This window comes from Rhodothermales bacterium, from assembly GCA_039944855.1.
Classification (GTDB): Bacteria; Bacteroidota; Rhodothermia; order Rhodothermales; family JANQRZ01; genus JBBSMX01.
This window is the reverse complement of the sequence record JBDUXZ010000024.1, coordinates 120695-141075: the sequence shown is the minus strand read 5'-3', so window position 1 is coordinate 141075 and position 20381 is coordinate 120695. Positions and strand designations below refer to the sequence as shown.

The 20381-nt window shown below is 69.7% G+C and carries 20 protein-coding genes; 12 read left to right on the top strand and 8 right to left on the bottom strand.

All coding sequences use genetic code 11. From position 1 onward, the window contains the following. Positions 1-17 precede the first annotated feature (17 nt). The 5 genes from ABJF88_13355 to ABJF88_13335 form a co-directional block, all read right to left on the bottom strand. On the bottom strand, positions 18-1262 hold the full coding sequence (locus tag ABJF88_13355) for a hypothetical protein (GenBank protein MEP0547916.1): 1245 nt from the start codon (positions 1260-1262) through the stop codon (positions 18-20). Between the two features lie 235 nt (positions 1263-1497). Then, positions 1498-2982, bottom strand: coding sequence for a sigma-54 dependent transcriptional regulator (locus ABJF88_13350; GenBank protein ID MEP0547915.1), 1485 nt, complete (start codon positions 2980-2982; stop codon positions 1498-1500). After that, positions 2975-5491 carry an ATP-binding protein gene (locus ABJF88_13345; protein ID MEP0547914.1) on the bottom strand — a complete coding sequence of 839 codons (2517 nt, stop codon included), beginning with the start codon at positions 5489-5491 and terminating at the stop codon, positions 2975-2977. The genes ABJF88_13350 and ABJF88_13345 overlap by 8 nt, the downstream gene beginning before the upstream one ends. 94 nt (positions 5492-5585) lie before the next feature. Continuing rightward, entirely contained in the window at positions 5586-6764 is a 1179-nt protein-coding gene (locus ABJF88_13340; GenBank protein ID MEP0547913.1) for a thioredoxin domain-containing protein, read from the bottom strand. 22 nt (positions 6765-6786) lie between these two features. Next, positions 6787-7086, bottom strand: coding sequence for a DUF4235 domain-containing protein (locus tag ABJF88_13335; GenBank protein MEP0547912.1), 300 nt, complete (start codon positions 7084-7086; stop codon positions 6787-6789). A gap of 339 nt (positions 7087-7425) precedes the next feature. On the opposite strand from ABJF88_13335, the gene cruF reads away from it, so the two are divergent. The 6 genes from cruF to ABJF88_13305 all read left to right on the top strand — a co-directional run bounded on the left by cruF (position 7426) and on the right by ABJF88_13305 (position 12576). Then, entirely contained in the window at positions 7426-8313 is an 888-nt protein-coding gene (gene cruF, locus ABJF88_13330; protein MEP0547911.1) for a bisanhydrobacterioruberin hydratase CruF, read from the top strand. Beyond that, positions 8310-9314 (top strand): phytoene/squalene synthase family protein, encoded by a 1005-nt coding sequence (locus ABJF88_13325; GenBank protein MEP0547910.1) that lies wholly within the window; start codon positions 8310-8312, stop codon positions 9312-9314. Before cruF ends, ABJF88_13325 begins: the two co-directional genes overlap by 4 nt. 1 nt (position 9315) lies before the next feature. Next, positions 9316-10056: an acyltransferase gene (locus ABJF88_13320; GenBank protein MEP0547909.1), complete on the top strand. Its 741-nt coding sequence runs from the start codon at positions 9316-9318 to the stop codon at positions 10054-10056. 219 nt (positions 10057-10275) lie between these two features. Beyond that, positions 10276-10899: a hypothetical protein gene (locus ABJF88_13315; GenBank protein MEP0547908.1), complete on the top strand. Its 624-nt coding sequence runs from the start codon at positions 10276-10278 to the stop codon at positions 10897-10899. A gap of 96 nt (positions 10900-10995) precedes the next feature. Beyond that, positions 10996-12066: a glycosyltransferase family 2 protein gene (locus ABJF88_13310; GenBank protein ID MEP0547907.1), complete on the top strand. Its 1071-nt coding sequence runs from the start codon at positions 10996-10998 to the stop codon at positions 12064-12066. Between the two features lie 78 nt (positions 12067-12144). After that, entirely contained in the window at positions 12145-12576 is a 432-nt protein-coding gene (locus ABJF88_13305) for a LapA family protein (GenBank protein ID MEP0547906.1), read from the top strand. Positions 12577-12692: 116 nt separating this feature from the next. Here the strand turns inward: ABJF88_13305 and ABJF88_13300 are convergent, their stop codons facing one another. Continuing rightward, positions 12693-12905, bottom strand: a complete 213-nt coding sequence (locus tag ABJF88_13300; GenBank protein MEP0547905.1) for a cold-shock protein — start codon at positions 12903-12905, stop codon at positions 12693-12695. A gap of 183 nt (positions 12906-13088) precedes the next feature. On the opposite strand from ABJF88_13300, the gene thiE reads away from it, so the two are divergent. Further along, positions 13089-13721: a thiamine phosphate synthase gene (gene thiE, locus ABJF88_13295; protein ID MEP0547904.1), complete on the top strand. Its 633-nt coding sequence runs from the start codon at positions 13089-13091 to the stop codon at positions 13719-13721. Between the two features lie 9 nt (positions 13722-13730). Here thiE and ABJF88_13290 read toward each other — a convergent pair whose 3' ends face one another. After that, positions 13731-14606, bottom strand: a complete 876-nt coding sequence (locus ABJF88_13290; GenBank protein ID MEP0547903.1) for a dienelactone hydrolase family protein — start codon at positions 14604-14606, stop codon at positions 13731-13733. Between the two features lie 51 nt (positions 14607-14657). Between ABJF88_13290 and ABJF88_13285 the strand changes: the two genes are divergently transcribed. From ABJF88_13285 to ABJF88_13270, 4 genes are all read left to right on the top strand, one after another. Then, positions 14658-15356 (top strand): diacylglycerol/polyprenol kinase family protein, encoded by a 699-nt coding sequence (locus ABJF88_13285; protein MEP0547902.1) that lies wholly within the window; start codon positions 14658-14660, stop codon positions 15354-15356. Between the two features lie 110 nt (positions 15357-15466). Then, positions 15467-16333, top strand: a complete 867-nt coding sequence (locus ABJF88_13280; GenBank protein ID MEP0547901.1) for a hypothetical protein — start codon at positions 15467-15469, stop codon at positions 16331-16333. Positions 16334-16408: 75 nt separating this feature from the next. Further along, positions 16409-16957: a YqgE/AlgH family protein gene (locus ABJF88_13275; protein MEP0547900.1), complete on the top strand. Its 549-nt coding sequence runs from the start codon at positions 16409-16411 to the stop codon at positions 16955-16957. A 106-nt stretch (positions 16958-17063) separates the two neighbouring features. Continuing rightward, positions 17064-17639, top strand: a complete 576-nt coding sequence (locus ABJF88_13270; protein ID MEP0547899.1) for a mechanosensitive ion channel domain-containing protein — start codon at positions 17064-17066, stop codon at positions 17637-17639. Between the two features lie 6 nt (positions 17640-17645). On the opposite strand, the gene ABJF88_13265 is transcribed toward ABJF88_13270, so the two are convergent. Beyond that, complete coding sequence (locus tag ABJF88_13265; protein MEP0547898.1) at positions 17646-18815, bottom strand: cysteine desulfurase family protein; 1170 nt, start codon at positions 18813-18815, stop codon at positions 17646-17648. A gap of 212 nt (positions 18816-19027) precedes the next feature. Here ABJF88_13265 and murA point away from each other — a divergent pair, with 212 nt between their 5' ends. Further along, positions 19028-20350, top strand: a complete 1323-nt coding sequence (gene murA / locus ABJF88_13260) for a UDP-N-acetylglucosamine 1-carboxyvinyltransferase (protein ID MEP0547897.1) — start codon at positions 19028-19030, stop codon at positions 20348-20350. The last annotated feature ends 31 nt before the right edge of the window (positions 20351-20381 follow it).

Genomic DNA, 20381 nt, shown 5'->3' with positions numbered 1-20381 from the left:
GCACTTGATTTGAGCCCTCAGAACAGCCCGCCGAGGCTGAGGCTGAAGGCGCTGTAGCTCTCGCCTTCGACGCTCCGGCGGGCGAAGTTCGCGTTGAGCAACAGGCGCGTGCCTGCGGTCACGGGGAAGGCGTAGCCGCCGCCGAGGAGGAAGCCGAAGCCGCTCTCGCTCGCCCCGTCCTCACCGAACGAACTGTCCACCGCGACCCGCGCCAGCCCCACGTCGCCGCGTGCGAAGAAGCCACGCCCGACGTACTGGTTGAAGAAGTGCATCACGCTGGCCGAGTACAGGTACTGGTTGATCTGGAACGACTCCCCCTCGACCTCGAACCGCTCCCCGGCCGCGTTGACAATGCCGCCCACGATCGTCTTGTCGCCGCCGAGCGGGAAGTAGAAGCCGAGCAGGTCGAGGCCAAGCGTGAGGTTGCTCACACCATCCAGATCTCGTAGCACATCGAGCGTCTGATCCACCTCACCGGGGTAGCCGGGATTGGCCCAGCCGAGCCCCCAGTAGGTGTACCACGACTCCAGCCCGGCGGGCCGTGCTTCGACGGGTGCTCTCTGCGTCTCTGCCACTGGACTCGCCGCCTCGGAACTCGGCGCTACCTCCTCGTTCCGAACGACCGGCTCGGCTCTGTTTGGCGACTCGTCCGCTGCTTGCCGTTCGTTGAAAATGCGGACGCCCTCTCGGACGCGGGAACGGGCCATCAGCCCCCCTATCCCACTCACGACGGCTCCGCCAATCATGAGGCCGAACGCCCCCCCGTTGTCGGAGGTCTCCAGGTTGCCCTGGTCGATCTCGTTCGCGTCGCTGAGGGTGTTGGACAGGTAGAGCACGGAGCCGAGCAGCGTCGCTACGCTCCCAGCAAGCGCAAGCGCCTTGTAGGAGCCCGCCCCCTCCGCCGCCTGAAGCGCCTCCGGGTGGGCCCCCATGACCTGCTTGAACTCGGACCGGAGGCCGAACGTGGTGAACACTTTCTGCGGTTTGTTCTCCCCGTAGACGAACTGGTCGGCCTGAAAGAACCCGCTCCTCAGTTCGATGGTGGCCGCCTCCGTCGTGTCCGAGCGCGAGGCCTCGAACTCGGAACCGGGCGTGGTCCAGAGACCGCCTCGCCAGTCCGCCTGTGGGATGATGGACAGGGAAGCGTCGGGAGCGGATGTACTCCCCTCCACTCCCACGTGTTGAGTGCCCGCCTCTTGGGCGAACACAGGCCACGGGATGAATAGACACAGGGCGAGTGCGGTCAGCGTAGCGTGTTGCATAGGGCCTCTGGGCGATGGCTGAGCGAGATGGAATGCGTCGTCCCCCTCCCGGCTGTTCAAACCGGATGCCACAGCAGGTCCTCCCCCCTACTAAACCTTTAAAGTTCAGCACTGAAAGAGCGGGCCGCACTATCGCGGCGGCTCACCCTCACCGAGCCGAGCAACCCGCCGATGCCCGTGGTGCAACCGTGCATCATCGCGCTGCTCCAAACTGTCGCGTCGCTGCAACGTCGGGCTACGCACCAGCGCCGTCGCCGCTGAGCCCGCCATGCTTTTCCGGGACCTCAATCTCGTGCTCCTGCATCTTGCGATAGAGCGTCGCGCGGTCGATCCCAAGCGCAGCGGCCGTCTTCACCTTCTTCCATCCGTTCACGATGAGCGCCTGCACGAGGTACCGACGCTCGAAGCCCTTCGCCGCCTCGTCGAGCGGTCGGATCAGGAGGAGCGGCGGTGCAGTTACCGGCGCCTCAACGCGCGGCACCGACGTACCCGATCTCCCTCGCCATCGGTGGCTCACATGCGCCGCTACGTGTCGGGGGTGGATCGTATCGCCTTCCACGTTCGCCATGAGGCGGTGGACGCCGTTGACGAGCTCGCGGACGTTGCCCGGCCAGTCATACCCGGCCATCGCGGCCAGCGCCTCCACCGAGAACCGCTTGAACGGCCGCCCCTTCTCCGTCCAATGCTGCGCCACGACGTGCTCGACGAGCTCGGAGACGTCTTCGGAGCGCTCGCGCAGGGACGGGACGTAGAGACGAAGAACGTCGAGACGGTCGTAGAGGTCGGCGCGGAAGGCCCCCGCTTCGATCTCCGCCGGCAGGTCTTTGTTCGTCGCTGCGATGACGCGGGTGTCCACTCGGATCACGCCGTTCCCACCGACGCGGGTGACCTCGTGCTCCTGAAGGGCGCGGAGCACCTTCGCCTGCGTGGCAAGCGTCATGTCGGCGATCTCGTCGAGGAAGAGGGTGCCGCCCTCGGCCGCCTCGAATTTCCCGATCCGCTGCACGGCGTCGTTGAAGGCTCCCTTCTCGTGCCCGAACAGCTCGCTCTCGACGAGCCCCTCCGAGAGTGCAGCGACGTTGACCGCGAGGAAGCGCCCCTCGGCCCGCGCACTCTGGCGGTGGATGTTCTGAGCGACGAGCTCTTTGCCCACCCCGCGCTCGCCGGTGATGAGCACCGGCAGATCCGTGTGGGCGGCGCGAGCGATGGCGCGGCGGACCGTCTCCATGGCCGTGCTGGAGCCCGCCAGCCGGTAGGGCCAGTTCGCCTCGTCGAGCAGCCGGTCACGCTGGCGCTCCAGCCGGGCCTTTTCGAGCGTGTTGCGGACGGTGAGCAGGATCCGCTCGCGGCCGACGTCCTTCTCCAGGAAGTCGTGCGCGCCGAGGTGGGTCGCCTCGACCGCCGCCCGGATCGTGCCCCGGCCCGAGATCATCACCACCGGCGTCTGCGGGTGGTCTTCGACGACGGCGCGCAGCACGCCCATCCCGGAGAGCGCGGAGTGATCGAGCTTGAGGTCGAGCAGGACGAGGTCGACGGGCTGCGCGCCGAGGGTGTCGAGGGCCTGCTGCCCCTCGACGGCAGCGACGGCGTCGTAGCCCTCGGTGCGGAGCGTGCGGCAGATCGCTTCGCGGAAGGCCTGCTCGTCGTCTACGACGAGGATGCGCGGACGGGGGCCGCTACCGGGCTCCTCCTTTGCGGCTATGGGGTGCGGCTCACGCATTCCGTTGGACGGGTCCTGCGTCTGCGACGGGGAGATAGAGGCTGAAGAGCGAGCCGACGCCCGCTTCGCTCTCCACCTTGACGAAGCCGCCGTGGTGTGCGGCAATGCGCTGTACGAGCGCCAGCCCGAGGCCCGTCCCGAACTCGGCGGTCGAGAAGCCCGGCTCGAAGATGGAGCGGAGGTCCGCTGGTGCGATCCCCGTCCCGTTGTCCCGGACCTCCAGCACCGCGTAGTCGGCCGGTTCGAAGGCTGTCTGTGCCCGCTGCAAATTCGGTACCGCGTAGGTGGAGACCGTGACGATGCCCCCGCCGCTGACGGCGCGGAAGGCGTTCGAGACGAGGTTTTCCAGCGCGGCCTGCATCCGCTCTCGATCTACGGCGACGGCCGGGAGCCCGTCTTCCAGCCGGAAACGAAGCTCGGCACGGGGCGGGCGGTCCCGCGCAAGGGTCTCCTCCACGTCGCGCACCACGCTGCTGAGGTCCGACCGGGTGAGGGTAAGGGCCTCCACGTCGTGGATGCTCAGGAGTTGAAGCGTCTCCCGTCGGAGTGTGTTGACGCGTTCGGCGATACGCTCGGTGTACGGGTCGAGAGTCCCAGACGACGCCGGGGCCTGCTGCCGGTAGGCGACTTGCAATTCCTCGGCCTCCAGCAAGATGGCTCCGAGCGCATTGCGGAGCTTGTGGGTGATCTCCTCGGCCATCGCCGCCCACAGCCGAGCGTCGAGGTAGGTAGCGTCCCGTCGGCCCGGCGCGAGGGTGACGAGCCAGTGCGGGGCGCGCCCGTTCTGGAGGGCGACCGGATCGGCCGCGACGTAGTGGACGTGCTGCTGCCCGTTCGCCCCCAGCGCCACCTCTTCGGCGTGGTGGCGGGGTGGGTCATCGGCGAGCGCTTGACGGAGGAACGCAGCAAGGGCGGGGGCCTCGCCGAGCACCGCGCCGACCGCCCCCCCCTTCACCGGCCGCGCCTCGGCAAGCCCGAGCCACTCGCACAGGGCAGCGTTCATCAGCACGATGCGCCCGGCGTCGTCGAGCACGAGCACTCCGTTCGCCGCCCCGTCCACGGCGACGGGGTAGACCCGCTCCAGCAATCGAGTGCGCTGGTAGAGGGAACGTCCGCCCGCCACGGCCCCGAGCGCACCGGCGACCCCGAGCACCCACAGCGCGAGCGGCCCGTACCGGTAGACCCACCAGAGCCGGTTCTCGACGAGTTCCATCGCCCAGACCTGCTCCCCGTGTCCGACGAGGAGGTACGGCGACCGGCCGATCCCTCGTCGCATGACGCCGACAACCTCGCCGGGCATGATCGCCTTCACTCGAAGCGCCGGGTCGAGCAACAGTTCCCCCTCCGTTGAGCCCACCGTAAGCTCGTCCACCCCGTCGCCGTCCATGTCCGGCCAGACGCCGAGGGTCCCCAGTTCCCGTGCGATCCGGCGGCGCTGAACCCGTTCGAGCCGTCCATCAAAGACCCACACCTCGTCCGGCGACCGAACGGCTACGATCTCCGGTTGGGCATCCCGATCCAAGTCGACGGCCAGTGCCCATCGCAGCGGCTCGGCGATGCTTCGGTGCCGGAGGGTGCGCCCCGTGCCCGACTCTACGATTTCGAAGCGCGCCTCTTCCGGCTTCGAGGACGCCGTCGTGGTGCATATCAGTAGTTCGCGGTGCCCGTCCCCGTCGAAGTCGGCGGAGGCAACGTAGGTCCCGCTCCATAGCCCGCCCGTCTCCTTCGACCACCGCACCTCTAGCGCCGGATTCAGATCGAAGGCGATGACGTAGGAGTGCGCGTCGTCGAAGCCTCCGGCCACCGCTCCGTTGTTCGGCGACCACGTGCTCACCACTAGCTCCGGCGCAGCATCTCCACCGACATCGCTCAGGAAGGAGGACTCCGGCCGACCTCCGATGATGACCTGCCCGAGCGGCTCGCCGTCTGGCAGATCGTGAACCAGCACGCCTCGGGGGAGCCGAGCGTACCCGGTTTGGACGACGGTCACGAGCTCGCCTCTCGCATCGTCGTCGGCGTCGACGGCGTAGAACGCTTCGATATTCGGGTCCCAGGGGAGCGCCCCTTCGGGCTCTTCCCGCGGCTCTCCCGCCACGAGGAAGAACCCGCCGCGCTTCCGGCCCCGCACGTCGACGATACCGAGGAAGAGGGAGTCGCTGCGGATGTACGGGACGAGGGTTTCGAGAGTGCCGTCCCCATCGAGATCGAGGAAGTGCAGACGCAGAATCTGGCCTTCGAAGTTGGCCTGCTCGATGGTCCGCCCGTCGTAGGTCTGGAGCCATACGGCCATCACGCCTGGTGGTCGCCCGCCAGGCAATTTGGAGATCACCACCTCATCGATCCCATCTCCGTTGAGGTCCGCTGCCTGCACCCCCATGCCGAGGTTGCGGACAGGTACGAGCGTGTACGGGAGCGCCTTCGGGTCGTGCGTGCCGCCCTCCGACGAGCAGGCGATCAGCGAGGCCCCACAGAGCGCGACGAGGAGCAGTGGCGGGAGGAACGGGCGCATCGTCTTCCCCGATCTATCGAATAGCGTTAAACCGAAACGAATACTATTCGATGATACTGCTAAAACAATAACTTGGCTGCCGTACCGCAGTCGCTCAACCCCTGACGGCGGCGAGTGCCGCGCGCAGCGGGTCGAGGCGGAGCTTGCCGGGGTAGCGCTGCCCGTTGACGAAGAGCGCGGGCGTGGCGTCGACGCCGCTCTGCACGCCGCTGCGGTAGTCGGCGCGGACGCGGTCGGCGAAGGCGTGGGTGGCGAGTTGCTCGCGGAGCCGCTCCATGTCGAGCCCGAGGTCGGCGGCGAGCGCATCGATGCGGTCGGCGCCGAGGGCGTCGTGGTGGGCGGTGAGGGCGTCGTGCATCGGCCAGAACTGGCCCTGCGCCCCGGCGGCCTCCGAAGCCTCGGCGGCGCGCTGCGCGTGCGGGTGGACGCGGACGAGCGGGTAGTGCCGGTACGCGAGCCGGAGGTCGTCGCCTAGCTCGTCGCGGAGCGTCTCGAGCAGGCCGTGGACGCGGGCGCAGTACGGGCACTCGAAATCGCCGTAGACGAGGACGGTCACGGCCGCGTCGTCCGGCCCGAGGCGGTGATCGCGGTCGCTGACGGGCGGCGCGAGCGTACGGCGGTCCTGCACGGGAACGCGGGCGGCGGGGCCGGTGCGCGCGCTCGACGGGCGGCTCACGATCACCGAGCCGTCGTCGGACTGCGAGCGCTCGGCGCGGCCATCGAGGAGGCTCGGCAGGCCGAGGTCGGCGGCGTAGCGGCGGAGCATCCACAGCTCGGGCAGAATCTCGGCCACGATCTCGCCCCGGTCGAACATCCGCACGACCGAACTCTCCGACGCGACGACGGCGACGGACTGGGTGCGGAGCGTGATCGACGCCCCGGCCATGTGCCGGCTCCCGAGCCCGAGCGGGATGTCGACGCCGTCGGAGGAGGCGTCGATGTACCGCGCGGCGGAGACGACCACGCCGTCGTTGCGGACGACGAAGCCGCCGTCGAGTTGGGCGAGCTCTTTGACCGTCTCGCGGAAGGCGGGGTCGGCGACGCGGCGGGCGTCGTCGGGGTGGCCGTAGAGCGGGTCGAGCACGAGCGGCCGGCTCTGCGCGAGCACGGCGTCGGTGTCACCCACGACGAAGAGCGTCCCGATCTTCCGCCCCTCCCGCCCCTCGCGCGCGATCTCGACGGCGAGCGAGACGACGGCTTCGAGCGTGTCGGGGTCGACGCCGCTGCGGCCGGCGCAGACTTCGCGGAGGGCGTCGGGGTTGGAGGTGGGCATGGGCGGATCGGGAGCGTGGAGGTTACTGCGTTTCGAGGCCCGGCGGGTGCGTGCCGGTGACGTTCCGCCACGTGGCGGCGGCGCCGCGCCGGACGACGAGGCGCGTGAGCCCGGCGGCGATGCCGGTGATGACCGTCCACGTGATCGCCTCGTTCCAATCGGTGTCGAGCGAGGCGGGGTTCAGCGGCGGGTCGTCGTCGGCGACGGTGCGCCACCCGGCGCGGATGAGGTTCTTCACGGCGAAGCTAGCGATGAAGGCGGAACCGACGGCGAGCGCGAGCCACTTCGCTTTGTCGGTGAGAGTCGGGTTGAGGTCGGACATGAATCGTAGAGGTGCGTGCGAGAAGTGTAGACGCACTACACGTCGAACTCCCGGCACAGGGTCCGCTCACGGCCGTACTCTGTCCTCGACCGATCGGATTTTTCACTGCGCCGTTCGTCCGATGTGTATGAACGGCCCGTGACGGGTAGCGCGAAGCGAGGGCCGGTGCTCGCCTCTGTCCCGTCGTCTCGCGGCTGGCTTAAGACGCCTCCGGCCCTCCTTTCACCGAACCCTGAAAACGCTCGGATCAGGGAGCCCGCCTTCGGGTTGAACTCCCCGACCGCACGCGCGGTCGAGCCCGCCCCTTTCCGTCCGCACCCCGTCCGTACCGCTCCCGCGATGCCCGCTTTGCCTCCCTTCTCCCCGGCCCCGCCGCGCCCCGTCGAGCGGGTGTTCGCCGTCGCGTTCGGCGTGTTCGTCGGCTCCATCTTGTTCAGCGTGGCGGGGACGTTGCTGCTGACGTTCTTCCCCGCCGAGGCGGCCGTCGCCCTCGGATGGATCGCGCAGAACCTCGGCGTCGGCCTCCTCGACATGGTGAAGGGCTCGACGTGGGCGTACATGGCGCTGATGCCCCTCCTGACGCTGCTGCTCTACCTCCCGGCGCTGGGCGCGCGGCGCTCCGTCCTCTTCCTCCTCTGGGGCAGCGCGATCGGCGCGGCGGCCGAGCTCGTGGGGACGCAGACGGGCTTCCCGTTTGGGGCCTACGTCTACAGCGACCTCCTCGGCGCGAAGATCGCGGACCACGTGCCGTGGTTCATCCCGCCGTCGTGGTACGCGATGTCGCTGTTGAGCTACGACCTCGCCGGGCGGCTCGGGATCGGGCGATGGGGCCGGGTCGTGACGGCGGCCGTGTTCATGGTGCTGTGGGACGTCGCGCTCGACCCGGCGATGACGGCAGGCGCGCACAGCGGGTGGAGCTTCTGGTCGTACCCCGGCGGCGGCGTGTTCTTCGGGATGCCGCTCGTGAACTGGCTCGGCTGGCTCGGGACCTCGCTCGTTATCATGTGGGGGTACGACCGGCTCCTCGGCGGGCTGCGCGCCGCGCCGCGCTGGGCACCGACGCTTTACGCCGTCAACGTGCTGTTCCCCGTGTTCATCTGCTTCGCGTACGGCGCGGCGCTCGCCGGCGTCCTCGGCCTCGTCGCCCTCGCCGTCGTGCTCGGCCTCGTCCGCTTTCGCGGGACCACATTACCCGCCGCCCGCCCGCCCGTGCCTGCCCGCGTATGACGACGCCGCGCCCATCCCCGACTGCACCGCCCGTTGCCCCGCCCGCCGGGGCGGGACGCGACGCCGAGGACCGCTACCTCTGGCGGGCCTTCCGCTACCACTCGCGCACGTTCTCCCTCGCGACGCGCCTGCTCCCCGGCGAGGTCCGCCTCCCCATCGCCGCGCTCTACCTCTACTGCCGGACCGTGGACACGATCGCCGACGAGCGCGTGCTCGCCGTCGGGCCGGCCCGCGCTTTGCGCGAGGTCGACGAGGCGCGCGACGCGCTCGACCGGACGCTCGCGGGCCGGCCGCCGGACACGTTCCTGTGGCGGCGCCTCGCCGAGATCCACGAGCGCTTCGACCTGTTGCCCGAGCCGCTCCACGAACTCCTCGACGGTGCCGAGTGGGACCTCCGCGGCCGCGGTATCGACGACATGGGCGACCTGCTGGCCTACGCCGACCTCGTCGCGGGCAGCGTCGGCGCGATGATGCTGCCGTTCCTCGTCGACGAGCGGGCGCAGATCGCTCCACTCGAAGCGCCGGCGCGGGCGCTCGGCAAGGCGATGCAGGTCACGAACATCCTCCGCGACGTGGGCGAGGACCTCCAGGAACTCGACCGCCTCTACCTCCCGGCCGACGCCCTCCGTCGCTACGGGCTGACGCGGGCCGACCTCCTCGGCGTCGCCCGCAACGGCCACGGCCCCGACGCCGAATACGTCGACCTGATGGAGTCGGTGATGGGCGAGACTGAGGCGCTCTACGACGATGCCGAGCGCGGCATCGGCGGACTCCCGTTCCGCTCGCGCGTTGGGATCGCGGCGGCGGCTCGGATGTACCGCGAGATTATGAACGAGGTCCGCGCTGCAGGCTACGATAACCTCCGCCGCCGCAACTACGTCAGGCTCCCGCGCAAGCTGCGCCTCGTCGTCCACGACGCCTACCTCCCCCGCAAAGCGCGACTGACGGAGGGCGTTCGCGCGGCGCATAGGATCGCGGCGCATCCCGAAACTGCGCGCTGACATGGCCCGTGACGACGCCCGGACCGCCGCCCCGCTCGGCAAGCGCGTCGCGGTGAAGCTCGTCGAAGGGCTGATCGAGCGGGATCTCGGGCGGACGTTTCGCCGCGTCGTGTGGGTCGGCCCGGAGCCGTGGCACGGGGCGGGGGCGACGCTCGCGCCGGACCGCCCGCTCGTGATCTACACGAACCACCACTCATTCCACGACGGCTATTTCCTGTGGCTGCTCGCGCGCCGCGTGCTCGACCGGCCGCCGCTGCTGTGGATGAACGAGTGGGAGCGGACGCCGCTCTTCGGCCCGCTCGGCGCGCTCCCCTTTCCCCTCGACGATCCGGCGCAGCGCCTCGCGACGATCCGCGAGACGGCGCGGCGGCTGCGCGACCGGCCCGAGCACGCGTTCCTCTATTTCCCCGAGGGCGAGCTCGGCCCGCCGGACGCGGGCGTCGCGGAGTTTTCACCGTCCGCCTTCAGCCGTTTGGCTAAACTCCTGCCGGACGAGACGCAGTGGTGGCCCGTCGGCATCCGGGTGACGTGGTGGGGCGAGGACCGCCCGACCGTCCTCCTCGGCGGCAGCGCCCCGCACGACGCGCCGGACGGCGGCGAGCGCGACCGCCTCCGCCACGCGATCGACACCCTCTGTTCTACGCAGCCGGGGTCGGGCCGCACCCTCGTCGAAGGCCGGCCGAGCGCGCACGAACGGTGGGACCTCGGTCGCCTCGCTCCCCTGCTTCGCCGCTGGACGTGATCACATTTGGAGAGTGGAGGGGGTGGAGAGAGTGGAGGGGATGGAGAGTAAACCGGAGCGCGACGGCTTCGCTACCTTGAACGGTTTTGCTTGCCTTCCCCTCCTTCCCCTCCTTCCCCTCCCCGGCCCTGCACCTCCGCCTCCCTTTGTTACTCCTCCCGGCTCTGCTCCGGCCCCTACGGCAGCTTCCCTCGTGACCGCCTGCTTCCTGCCCCGTCCATGACGCTGTTGCTGACGCTCCTCCTTTTCGCGAGCCCTTCCGTGAGCCCGCCCGATACTCTCGCCTCGCTCTACGCTCAGAACGACTCCGCCGGCCTCGTTCGCTTACACAAGCGCGCCCACACCGCGAGCGACGAACTCCTCTACCGTTACCGCCTCTACCCGCTCACCCTCGACGCCCGCTACCTCGAAGGCATCCCCGAAGAGAGCGATTGCCGTACGGCCCGTGACTTCGCCCTCCTCGCCGCGCTCTGGGCCTACCGCGCTGCCGAAGCGCCGCCGTGGAAGCTCGCCGTCTTCGGCATGCGCTCCGACCGCCTGCTCGAACGCGCCCGCGCCCTCGACCCCGAGGAGCCGTACGTCCTGCTCGTGGACGGCCAATCGCTGCTCTACCGGCCCGGCCTCTTCGGCGGGAGCAGCGAGCGAGCGCTCCAGGTGTTCGAGCGGCTGCGGACCGTGCTGCGCCAGCGCCCGACGCCCGGCATCTCGCCGTTCGAGCCCGAGGTGTGGATCTGGTACACGCTCCAGAAGCTCGGCCGCCCCAACACCGACCGCGTCCGCGACCGCCTCCTCGCCAAGGACCCACCGCCGCTCTTCCGCCAGTTCCTCATCGACCCTCCGTAAGTTCGGGGACCCCGCCTGCTGCCAGCCGTATCCCGGGGGATGCGGACCGGCCTCGTTCGACGCTTCGCGCCCTCCGCTCTCCTCTGCCTCCCCCGGATGACCGTTCTCCTCAGCCTCCACGCTCTGTTCCTGAGCGTCCTCGCAGCGAACCTGTTCTACCTGCGGCGGACGCGCTCGGCCCGCGTCGCCCCCGCCACGCTGCCAACGGTGTCGGTGCTGATCCCGGCGCGGAACGAGGCCGACAACCTCCGCCGCCTGCTCCCGACCCTCGTCGAGCAGGACTACCCGGAGTTCGAAGTGCTCGTCTACGACGACGGCTCCGAGGACGGAACGTGGGACGTGATCGAGAGTGCGGGCGGGGTCGTGCGTGGCTTCCGGGGCGACGGGCCGCCACCCGGCTGGGTCGGCAAAGTCCACGCGCTCTACCAGGCCACGCGCTCGGCTCGCGGCGAGGTCTACCTCTTCCTCGACGCCGACGCGGCGCTGAAAGACGCGGGCGCGCTGCGTCGGCTCGTCGAGCGGCTCGAAGCCGTGGAGCGGAAGGCGGGCGAGGCGGGCGGCGTCCTCACTGGGCTTCCTCATCTGCGTGGCGGCGGTATGCTCCTCACAAGCCTCGTCCCGTTCGCGATGATGACGGCGCTCCCCCTCGCTTTCGTCCCGCGCACGAAAGCGCCGTCGCTGGCCTCGCTCAACGGGCAGTGCTGGCTCCTCCGCGCCGAGGCGTACCACCGGCACGAGCCCCACGCTGCGCTCCCCGACGCCGTGCTCGAAGACGTGCGGATCGGGCGCTACCTCAAATCGAAAGGGATGCGAGTCGCCTTGCGCGACCTGCAAGACGATGTCGAGGTGTGGATGTACCGGAGCCTGGGCGAGGCGTGGGCGGGGTTCCGCAAGAACGCTTACCTCCTCCAAGGCGGGACGCCGCTGCGTTTCGTGGCGGCGCACTCGCTGTTCTGGGTCGCCTTCGTGCTGCCCCCGCTCGTCTCGCCGTGGTTCCTCCTCTCGCTCTATGCGCTCAAAGCCGGCACCGACGCCGCCGGCCGGTTCCCCCTCCGCGTCTGCCTCCTCGCCCCGCTCTCGCTCCTCCTCGGCGGCCTCCTCCCCATCGACTCGGCCGTGAGCCACTGGACGGGCCGCGTCCGCTGGAAGGGCCGCACCGTCGGCTGACGCCCCGCTGCTTTCGGCAGCATCTTTTTTCGTTAATTGCGGAGTGCGCCGTCTAACCCACCCCATCGAGGCTTCCTCATGCGTTTCGCGCTCGTCTTCTCCCTCCTCATCGCCATTCTCGCGGTCGTGTTCGCGCTCTACAACCCGGACCCGACCGAGATCCACATCGGCCCCAACTACGTCCTCACGAGCCCGCTCGCCCTCGTCATCATCGTCACTCTCCTGAGCGGCGTGCTCGTCGGCGCGCTGTTCTCCGTGCCGGGCCGGATCCGCTCGCGCGGCCGCATCAAGAAGCTGGAGAAGCGGGTCGCCGAACTCGAGACGACGCCGCACGAGACCGTCGTCGTGGAGCGCGACGTCGTTGAGCGCCCTGCCGGGACGCCGCCACCCGTCGCGTCGGGCGGGGCGGCCGAGACCGAGCGGATGGCCGCCGAGACGCAGCGGATGGCCGCCGACGCGCAACGCCGCGCCGCCGAAGCCGAGCGCCGCGCCAGCGACGACACCCCCTGAGCATCGCCACACGCTTGAGCGCCCGCGAACATCGACGGCACTCATAAGAAAAGGGCTGCCCCGAAGAGGGTCAGCCCTTTGAACGTCCCGCGAGGGGAGCGTCCGTACTGCGGAGGTCAGGGAGCAGCGGTCACTTCCTGCGCCTGGAGGCCCTTGCGACCCTGGCCGACGACGAACTCGACCGCCTGGCCTTCTTCGAGGGTCCGATAGCCCTCCATGCGGATCTCGCTGTGATGAACAAAAATGTCGCCGCCGGACTCGCGCTCGATGAAGCCGTAGCCTTTGTCAGCGTTGAACCACTTGACCTTACCGGTCTCGCGTTCTCCCATGGTAGTGATGCGTCTTGCGTGGTAGGAATAAGGGAGCAGAGGCGTTTCAATAACCGGCCTGTTGATCGAGCGATCGTAGAGCTTCGGCATCGAACTTCTGCTTGCAGATGTATAAAGTAGGAATTTTTTTGTTTTCGACAAAAAAGTTTCTAATCGCCCTTCGCCGCTCCCAATCCGCCTTCCATGCCCGTCGGCCGCCTCCACGTCCTCACCGATTTCGTCTTCCAGCAGCGGTTCTCTAACGCCGACCTCGCCACTCTCGCCGCCCGTGGCGGTGCCGACACCGTTCAGTTCCGCCACAAAGTCGCCACCCTCCGTGCCCGCCTCCACGAAGCCGAGCAGACGGCCGCGGCGTGCCACGCCGCCGGCGTCCCGCTCCTCGTCAACGACGACCCCGCCCTCGCCCTCGCCGTCGGCGCGGCGGGCGTCCACCTCGGGCAGCTCGACCTGCCGGTGGCCGTGGCGCGCCGCATCCTCGGTCCCAACGCGGTCGTCGGCGCGACGGTTACAAACGCAGCGCAGGCGCGCGACGCCGAGGCCGCCGGTGCCAGCTACCTAGGCTTCGGCCCCGTCTTCCCAACGCAGTCGAAGCGGAACCCGGCCTCGGTGAAAGGGCTCGACGGGCTCGCCGCCGCGTGCGCCGCCGTGTCGATCCCCGTCATCGGGATCGCGGGGATCACGCCCGAGCACGTGGCGTCCGTGCTCGACGCCGGCGCCCACGGCGTCGCCGTGATGACGGCGGTCACGACAGCCGACGACCCCGAGGCCGCCACCGCCGCGTTCCGACGCGAAATCGACCGCGCGACGGACGGATGACGCACGCGGCTACATCGTGTCGCTGCCGTCCCCTTTGAGGTAGCGGTCGAAGAAGGCCAGCGTCTTTTGCCACGCGTCCTCGGCGGCCTCGGGCACGTAGCGCTCGCCGGACGGGTTCGCGAAGGCATGGCCGGCCCCTTCGTAAATCTCGACCGTAGCGTTCGCGCCCAACGAGTCGAGCCGCTGCTCGAACGTGCGCACTTGGGCGACGGGGATGCCCTGGTCTTCGCCGCCGAAGATGCCGAGAATCGGCATGTCGAGCGTCGCGAGCTGGTCCGGGTCGGTGACGAGCTGGCCGTAGTAGATCGCCGCCGCGTCGATGTCGTTGGGCAGGGCGAGCGCCGTCCGTAGCGACCACCCGCCGCCGAAGCACCACCCGATCACGCCGACGTTCTCCACGCCGCCTTGCGCCGCGAGGTAGTCGTACGCCTGCGTCACGTTCGACGTCAGCGCCGCCTCGCGCTCCATCGACGCGCTCATGAGCGAGCGAGCCTGCTCCGGCGTCTCGGCTACGTCGCCGCCGTAGAGGTCCACGGCGAGGGCGACGTAGCCCTCGGCGGCGAGCTTCTCGGCCATCGCGCGGATGTTGTCGTTGAGCCCCCACCACTCGTGGATGACGATGAGGCCGGGTGTCGACCCCGCCTCGACGTCGCCGTCCGTGGCGGGGCGCGCGACGAAGCCCATCATGCGCGTGCCATCGACGGTGGCGTAGACGACCTCTTCGGTGACGACGTCTGCGGTGCCGGACGGCGTGCTGAGCGGAGTAGCCGTGGGGGTATCGTCGGCGTGTTCGCGGGACATGGCGTCGCCGTAGTCGTCCCCGCGGTCGGAGCAAGCGGCGAGGGGGAGGAGACAGAGGATGAGGAGGGTGAGGAGCGAACGCATGAGACCGGGGGTGAGGAGAGACGTTGGCGAGACGGGTGGAACCCCGTAGCTTTGCCGAGGCTCCCGATCCCGCCCGGCGGCGCGCCGCTCGCCCTCTTCCCAACGGTCTCCGCTTTGAGCGACTCGCCCCCTCTGATCTCGTATTCCGCCGAACTCAAGCGGAAAGCGCTCCACCTCGGCGCGCTCGTCATGCCGCTCGGCATCGTCGTGCTCGGGCGCGAGGTATCGCTCTGGCTGCTCGTCCCCCTCGCCGTGTTCGCGGTGACGTGCGACGTGGCGCGGCTGCGGGTCGGCTGGATGCACCGATTCATCAACTGGCTCTTCGCCCCGATCATGCGGCCGGAGGAACAGCCCCCGTTCGGCGGCCCCATCGTGATCAACGGGGCGACGTGGATGTGCGTCTCGGCCGCCGTCTGCACCTTCCTCTTCCCCGAGCCAATTGCGGCCGCGTCGCTTGCGATGCTGATGGTCGGCGACGGCGCGGCGGCCGTCATCGGGCGGCGGTTCGGGCGGACGCGCTACCCGTTTTCCGAGAAGTCGGTGGAGGGCTCGGCGGCGTTCTTCGTGACGGGGCTGCTGGCGGCACTCCCCTTCGGCCTGATCCCGGTACCGGGCGTAGCCGTCGTCGTACTCGCGGTCGGGGCGCTGACGGCGGCGTTCGTCGAAGCACTCCCCGTGCCGATCAACGACAACGTCCGCGTGCCCGTCGTGGCCGGCGCGGCGATGCTGCTGGCGACGGGGCTCGTTTGAAGCCGCCCTTTCGCCGCGAGCTGTCGTGGACCCGAGGGCGGAGCGGCGGCGTTAGCGGCGTCTCCTCCCCCGCGCATCCCACGCTCCCCGTCCCGCCTGCTCGGTCGCCCATGCTCGAACACCTCGCTCACCGCGCCGAAACCCTCGCCCGCCGCGCCGTCGAGCTCGTACCGTTCCCGCAGCCGCCGCTCGTGCCGACGCGCTACCCCGTCGTGCTGATGCACGGGTTCGGGGCCCTCGCGAACCTGATGCAGGGCGGCGTGCTCCACGCCGAGGCGATGCACCTGCGCGGGCACGGCATCTGGGCCTACGCCCCCCACGTCAACCCCTACGACACGATCGCCACGCGCGCCCGGGCGTGGGCCGAGCGGATCGACCGCGTGCGGGCGGAGACGGGGGCCGAGCGCGTCAACCTCGTCGCCTTCTCGTCGGCCGGGCTCGACGGGCGCTACCTCATCGGCACGCTCGGCCGCGCCGCCGAGGTCGCCTCGCTCGTCACGATCTCGACGCCGCACCGGGGCAGCGCCGTCGTGGACTACCTCCACGCGCAGCCCGAGCGGCTGCAGAGCTGGGCCGTCGGCTTCATGGACTTCATCGGTCGCGCCGCCTACGAGCGCGAGGCGCCCCACACCGAGGACGCCCTCTGCGAGCTCGCGCCCGACTGGGTGTGCAACACGTTCAACCCCGCGCATCCCGACCACCCCGACGTGTACTACGCCTCGTACGCCGGGCACGCCGGGCGCGGCACGGACCTGCCGATCTACCCCCCGCTCATCGTCCCGAACCGCGTGCTCTACGACGCCGCCGGCATCAACGACGGCCTCGTCCCCGTCGAGAGCGCGAAGTGGGGCACGTTCCTCGGCCTGCTCGACGCCGACCACGCCCGGCAGATCGGCCTCCGCCTCGCCCCCGGCGCCTTCGACTCGAAGGCGTTCTTTCTCCAGATCGCCCACCACCTCGCCGCGAAGGGGTTCTGAGGGCGGGCGCCCCAACGGGGCATCGCTTATTTTGCTCGCTCCGCCGCCCCTCCCGCTCTTCCACCGCGCTCCGGCATGGACCTCGCTCCCGGCGTCCTCCTCGTGGCCGATCCGGCCCTGCTCGACCCCAACTTCCGGCGGACGGTCATCCTCCTCTGCGACCACAACGCCGAAGGCTCCTTCGGCCTCGTGCTTAACCGGCCAACCGAGCTCCACCTCCCCGAAGTGCTCGCCGAGCCCGTCGGGCTCGACCACCTGCTCTACCTTGGCGGCCCCGTGCAGATGGACACGCTCCACTACCTCCACGCCTACGCCGACGAGGTGGACGACGCCGTCGCCGTGCTCGACGGCGTGGGGTGGGGCGGGCCGTTCGAGGAGATCGTCGAGCGCGTTCGCCTCGGGCAGCTCGACGGCGAAGGTTTCCGGTTCTTCGTCGGCTACTCGGGCTGGGGACCGGGCCAGCTCGCGACGGAGGTCGACGAGGGCGGGTGGGTCGTCCTCCCCGCCTCGGCCCCGCAGGTCTTCGACGGCGACCCGGCGGTGCTGTGGCGCGACATCATGCGCGGGCTCGGCGGCGAGTACGCCCTGCTGTCGAACTACCCCGATGATCCGCAGATGAATTAGCGCGCGGGCGGTGGCGCGTCCGTTGGCCTCGCCCGTAGCGTAGGGCTCCGCCCATCCAGCCCTCCCCCTCTCCGTGGACTCGCTCTTCGTTACAGATTCGTTGTTCGTGCAAGACGTCGTCCACACCACCGACTTCTTGCTGCGCAGTGTCGTCACGGCAGGCATCGTGGTGCTCGCGGCGCTCGGGCTCTACGCGCTCAAGACGGCCATCGTCCGGTTCGTGAACGTGCGGCAGATGCACCGGCTACGGGGCCGGTTCGTCTATCGGATCGCCCGCGTCTTCACGCTGATCTTCATCGCCTTCTCGCTGGCCTACGTCTGGGGCTTCGATCAGGAGAAGCTGTGGGTGTTCGTGACGGGCTTCCTCGGCCTCGTCGCGATCGGCTTCTTTGCGGTGTGGAGCCTGCTCTCGAACATCGTCGCGGGCCTCTTTCTCTTCCTCTCGGACCCATTCAAGATCAACGATGAGATCGAACTGCCCGAGGTGGAACTCGGCGGGAAGGTGCGCGACATCCGCCCGCTCTTCGTGATGCTGGAGGAGGACGGCGGCCACGTCACGTACGTGCCGAACAACGTGTTCTTCCAGAAGTCCTTCCGCCGCTTCAACCCCGAGACGCGCGCCCGCGAGAAGGCCGAGGCCGCCGCCCGCGAGGCCGACACCGACGCCCAAGCCGCCGACTGACGCCGATCAGCCCGCGCCGCCCATCCTCCCGACGACGACGGCGAGTTGATCGGCCGCGAAGTCCACGTCGGCTTCCGTCGTGCTCCGGCCGAGGGAGAGGCGGACCGTCGCGTTCGCCGTCGCGCGCGGAACGTCGAGCGCGCGGAGGACGTGGCTCGGCTCGACGGCCCCGCTCGTGCACGCGCTCCCGCTGGAGGCGTGGACCCCGGCGAGGTCGAGCCCGAGCAGCAACATCTCGCCGTCCACCACGCGCCCTTCTGTGGGTGAGAACGACACGTTGAGGATGTGCGGCGCGGTGTCCGCCTCGTCGGCGAGCGGCGTGTTGAACCGGACGTCGGGAAAGCGCGCGCGGATCGCATCGGCGAGCCGGGTCTGGAGCCCGCGCAGCCGGGTCCGCTCGGCCTCGGCCGATGCCTGCGCCCGCTCGAATGCCGCGGCGAGGCCGACGACGGCGGCGACGTTCTCCGTCCCCCCGCGCCGCTTTCGCTCCTGCGACCCGCCGAGCATCAGCGGAGCGAACGGCGTGCCCGCGCGGACGTAGAGCACGCCGGCGCCTTTCGGTCCGTACACCTTGTGCGCCGAGAGCGAGAGGAGGTCCACGCCGAGTTCGTTCACGTCGAGATCGTAGAGCCCGGCGGCCTGCACGGCGTCGGTGTGGAACGCCACGCCGTGCGCGTGGCAAACGGCGGCAATGTCCCGAATCGGGTTCCGCGTGCCGAGCTCGTTGTTGACCGCCATGAGCGAGACGAGGCCGGTGGCGTCCGTGATCGCATCGGCGACCTGCGCGGCCGTCACTGCGCCCGACGGCTGCGGCGTGAGGATCGTGACCGGATGCCCGGCGACTTCGAGCGCTTCGGCCGGTCGGAGGACCGCCTCGTGCTCGACGGCGGACGTAACGAGGCCGGGGCCGCGCCGGTCCGGACTTGTGAGCACACCGCGCAGTGCCGCGTTGTCCGCCTCCGTCCCGCCGCTCGTAAAGACAATCTCGCCCGGCTCCGCGCCGAGGAGCGCCGCGACGCGCTCGCGGGCGTCCTCCACCGCGAACCGCGCCCGCCGCCCGAGCGCGTGGACCGACGACGCATTCCCGTAGTGCTCGCGGAGGTACGGCAGCATCGCGTCGAGCACGGCGTCGTCGAGCGGCGTCGTGGCGGCGTGGTCGAGGTAGACGGAGGGCATCGGGAAGGCGTCGCGTGGTGTACCCGTCCACACGCCCGGCTAGCCCGTCGTTCCCTCGCGTCTTCGAAGTTATGAACAGGTCGGACCCCCGCCGGGCGATACCCGTTTCTGTTCTCTTGCCCGTGGCTCTATCTTCCGACGCTCCTCGCTGCGGGCTACCCACGCCTCCCCTCCACGTCCGGCGCTCGCCGGATATGCACCCACATCCCTTCATGGACAAGCTCGTCATTCAGGGCGGACGCCCCCTCACCGGCTCCATTCACGTCGGCGGATCGAAGAACACAGCCCTCCCGCTCATGGCCGCCGCCGTCCTCGCCGACGGCGTCACGACGCTCCACAACATGCCCGTCCTCAACGACGTGAGCACGTTCGCGAACGTGCTCCGCGTCTCGGGCTGCGCCGTCAACTACAAGCCCGACGACGACCCCTCGACGCCGGATTCGATGGTGATCGACGCGACGAACGTGAACCACCCCGAGGCGCCCTACGACCTCGTGAAGAAGATGCGGGCCTCGTTTTACATGCTCGGCGCACTCCTCGGCCGCTGCGGGAAAGCCCGCGTCTCGCTCCCCGGCGGCTGCGCGTGGGGTCCCCGGCCCGTCGACCTCCACATCAAGGGGATGGAAGCGCTCGGCGCCGAGGTCACCCTCGAACAGGGCGACGTCGTGGCGAAAGCGCCCGGAGGCCGGCTCAAAGGTGGCCACTTCCGCTTCGACCCCGTTTCCGTCGGCGCGACGATCAACGTGATGCTCGCCGCTGTCCTCGCCGACGGCGAGACCGTGCTCGACAACGTCGCCGCCGAGCCCGACGTCGTCGTCTTCGGCGAGATGCTCCAGCAGATGGGCGCCCAGATCGATGGGCTCGGCACGAAGACGCTCACGATCCAGGGCGTCGAGCGGCTCAACGCCGTCGACTTCTGGAACTGCCCGGACCGGATCGAACTCGGGACGTACATGATCGCCGCCGTGATGGCGGGTAAACCCGGCGCCACGTTCGAGATCACGGGTGCCCGCGCCGAGCACCTCGGCGACGCCTTCCCCGAAGCCTTTCGCGCTACCGGCGCCGACTTCTCCGTCCGCCCCGAATCGGACGGCCCGCACGAGATCGTCACCGTCACCGTCCCCGAGAAAATCCAGCCCGTCTCGATCGTGACCGACCCGTATCCCGGCTTCGCGACGGACCTCCAAGCGCAGTGGACCGTGATGATGACGCAGGCCGAGGGCACGTCAGAGATCACCGACACGATCTACACCGACCGCTTCAAGCACATCCCCGAGCTCGGCCGGATGGGCGTCGAATGCTCGGTGACGGACCACACGGTGGCGGTGCAGGGCCACGGCCGGAACGGCCTCAGCGGCGCGACCGTGATGAGCACGGACCTCCGCGCGAGCGTCTCCCTCGTCCTCGCCGGCATGGTCGCCGACGGCGAGACCCACGTCCTCCGCGTCTACCACCTCGACCGCGGTTACGAGGACCTCGAAGGCAAGCTCTCCGGCGCCGGCATCGCCATCGAGCGCGAGCAGTACGAAGAGTAGCCCCCGCCGCCGTCAGGCGGAACCGGGTTCG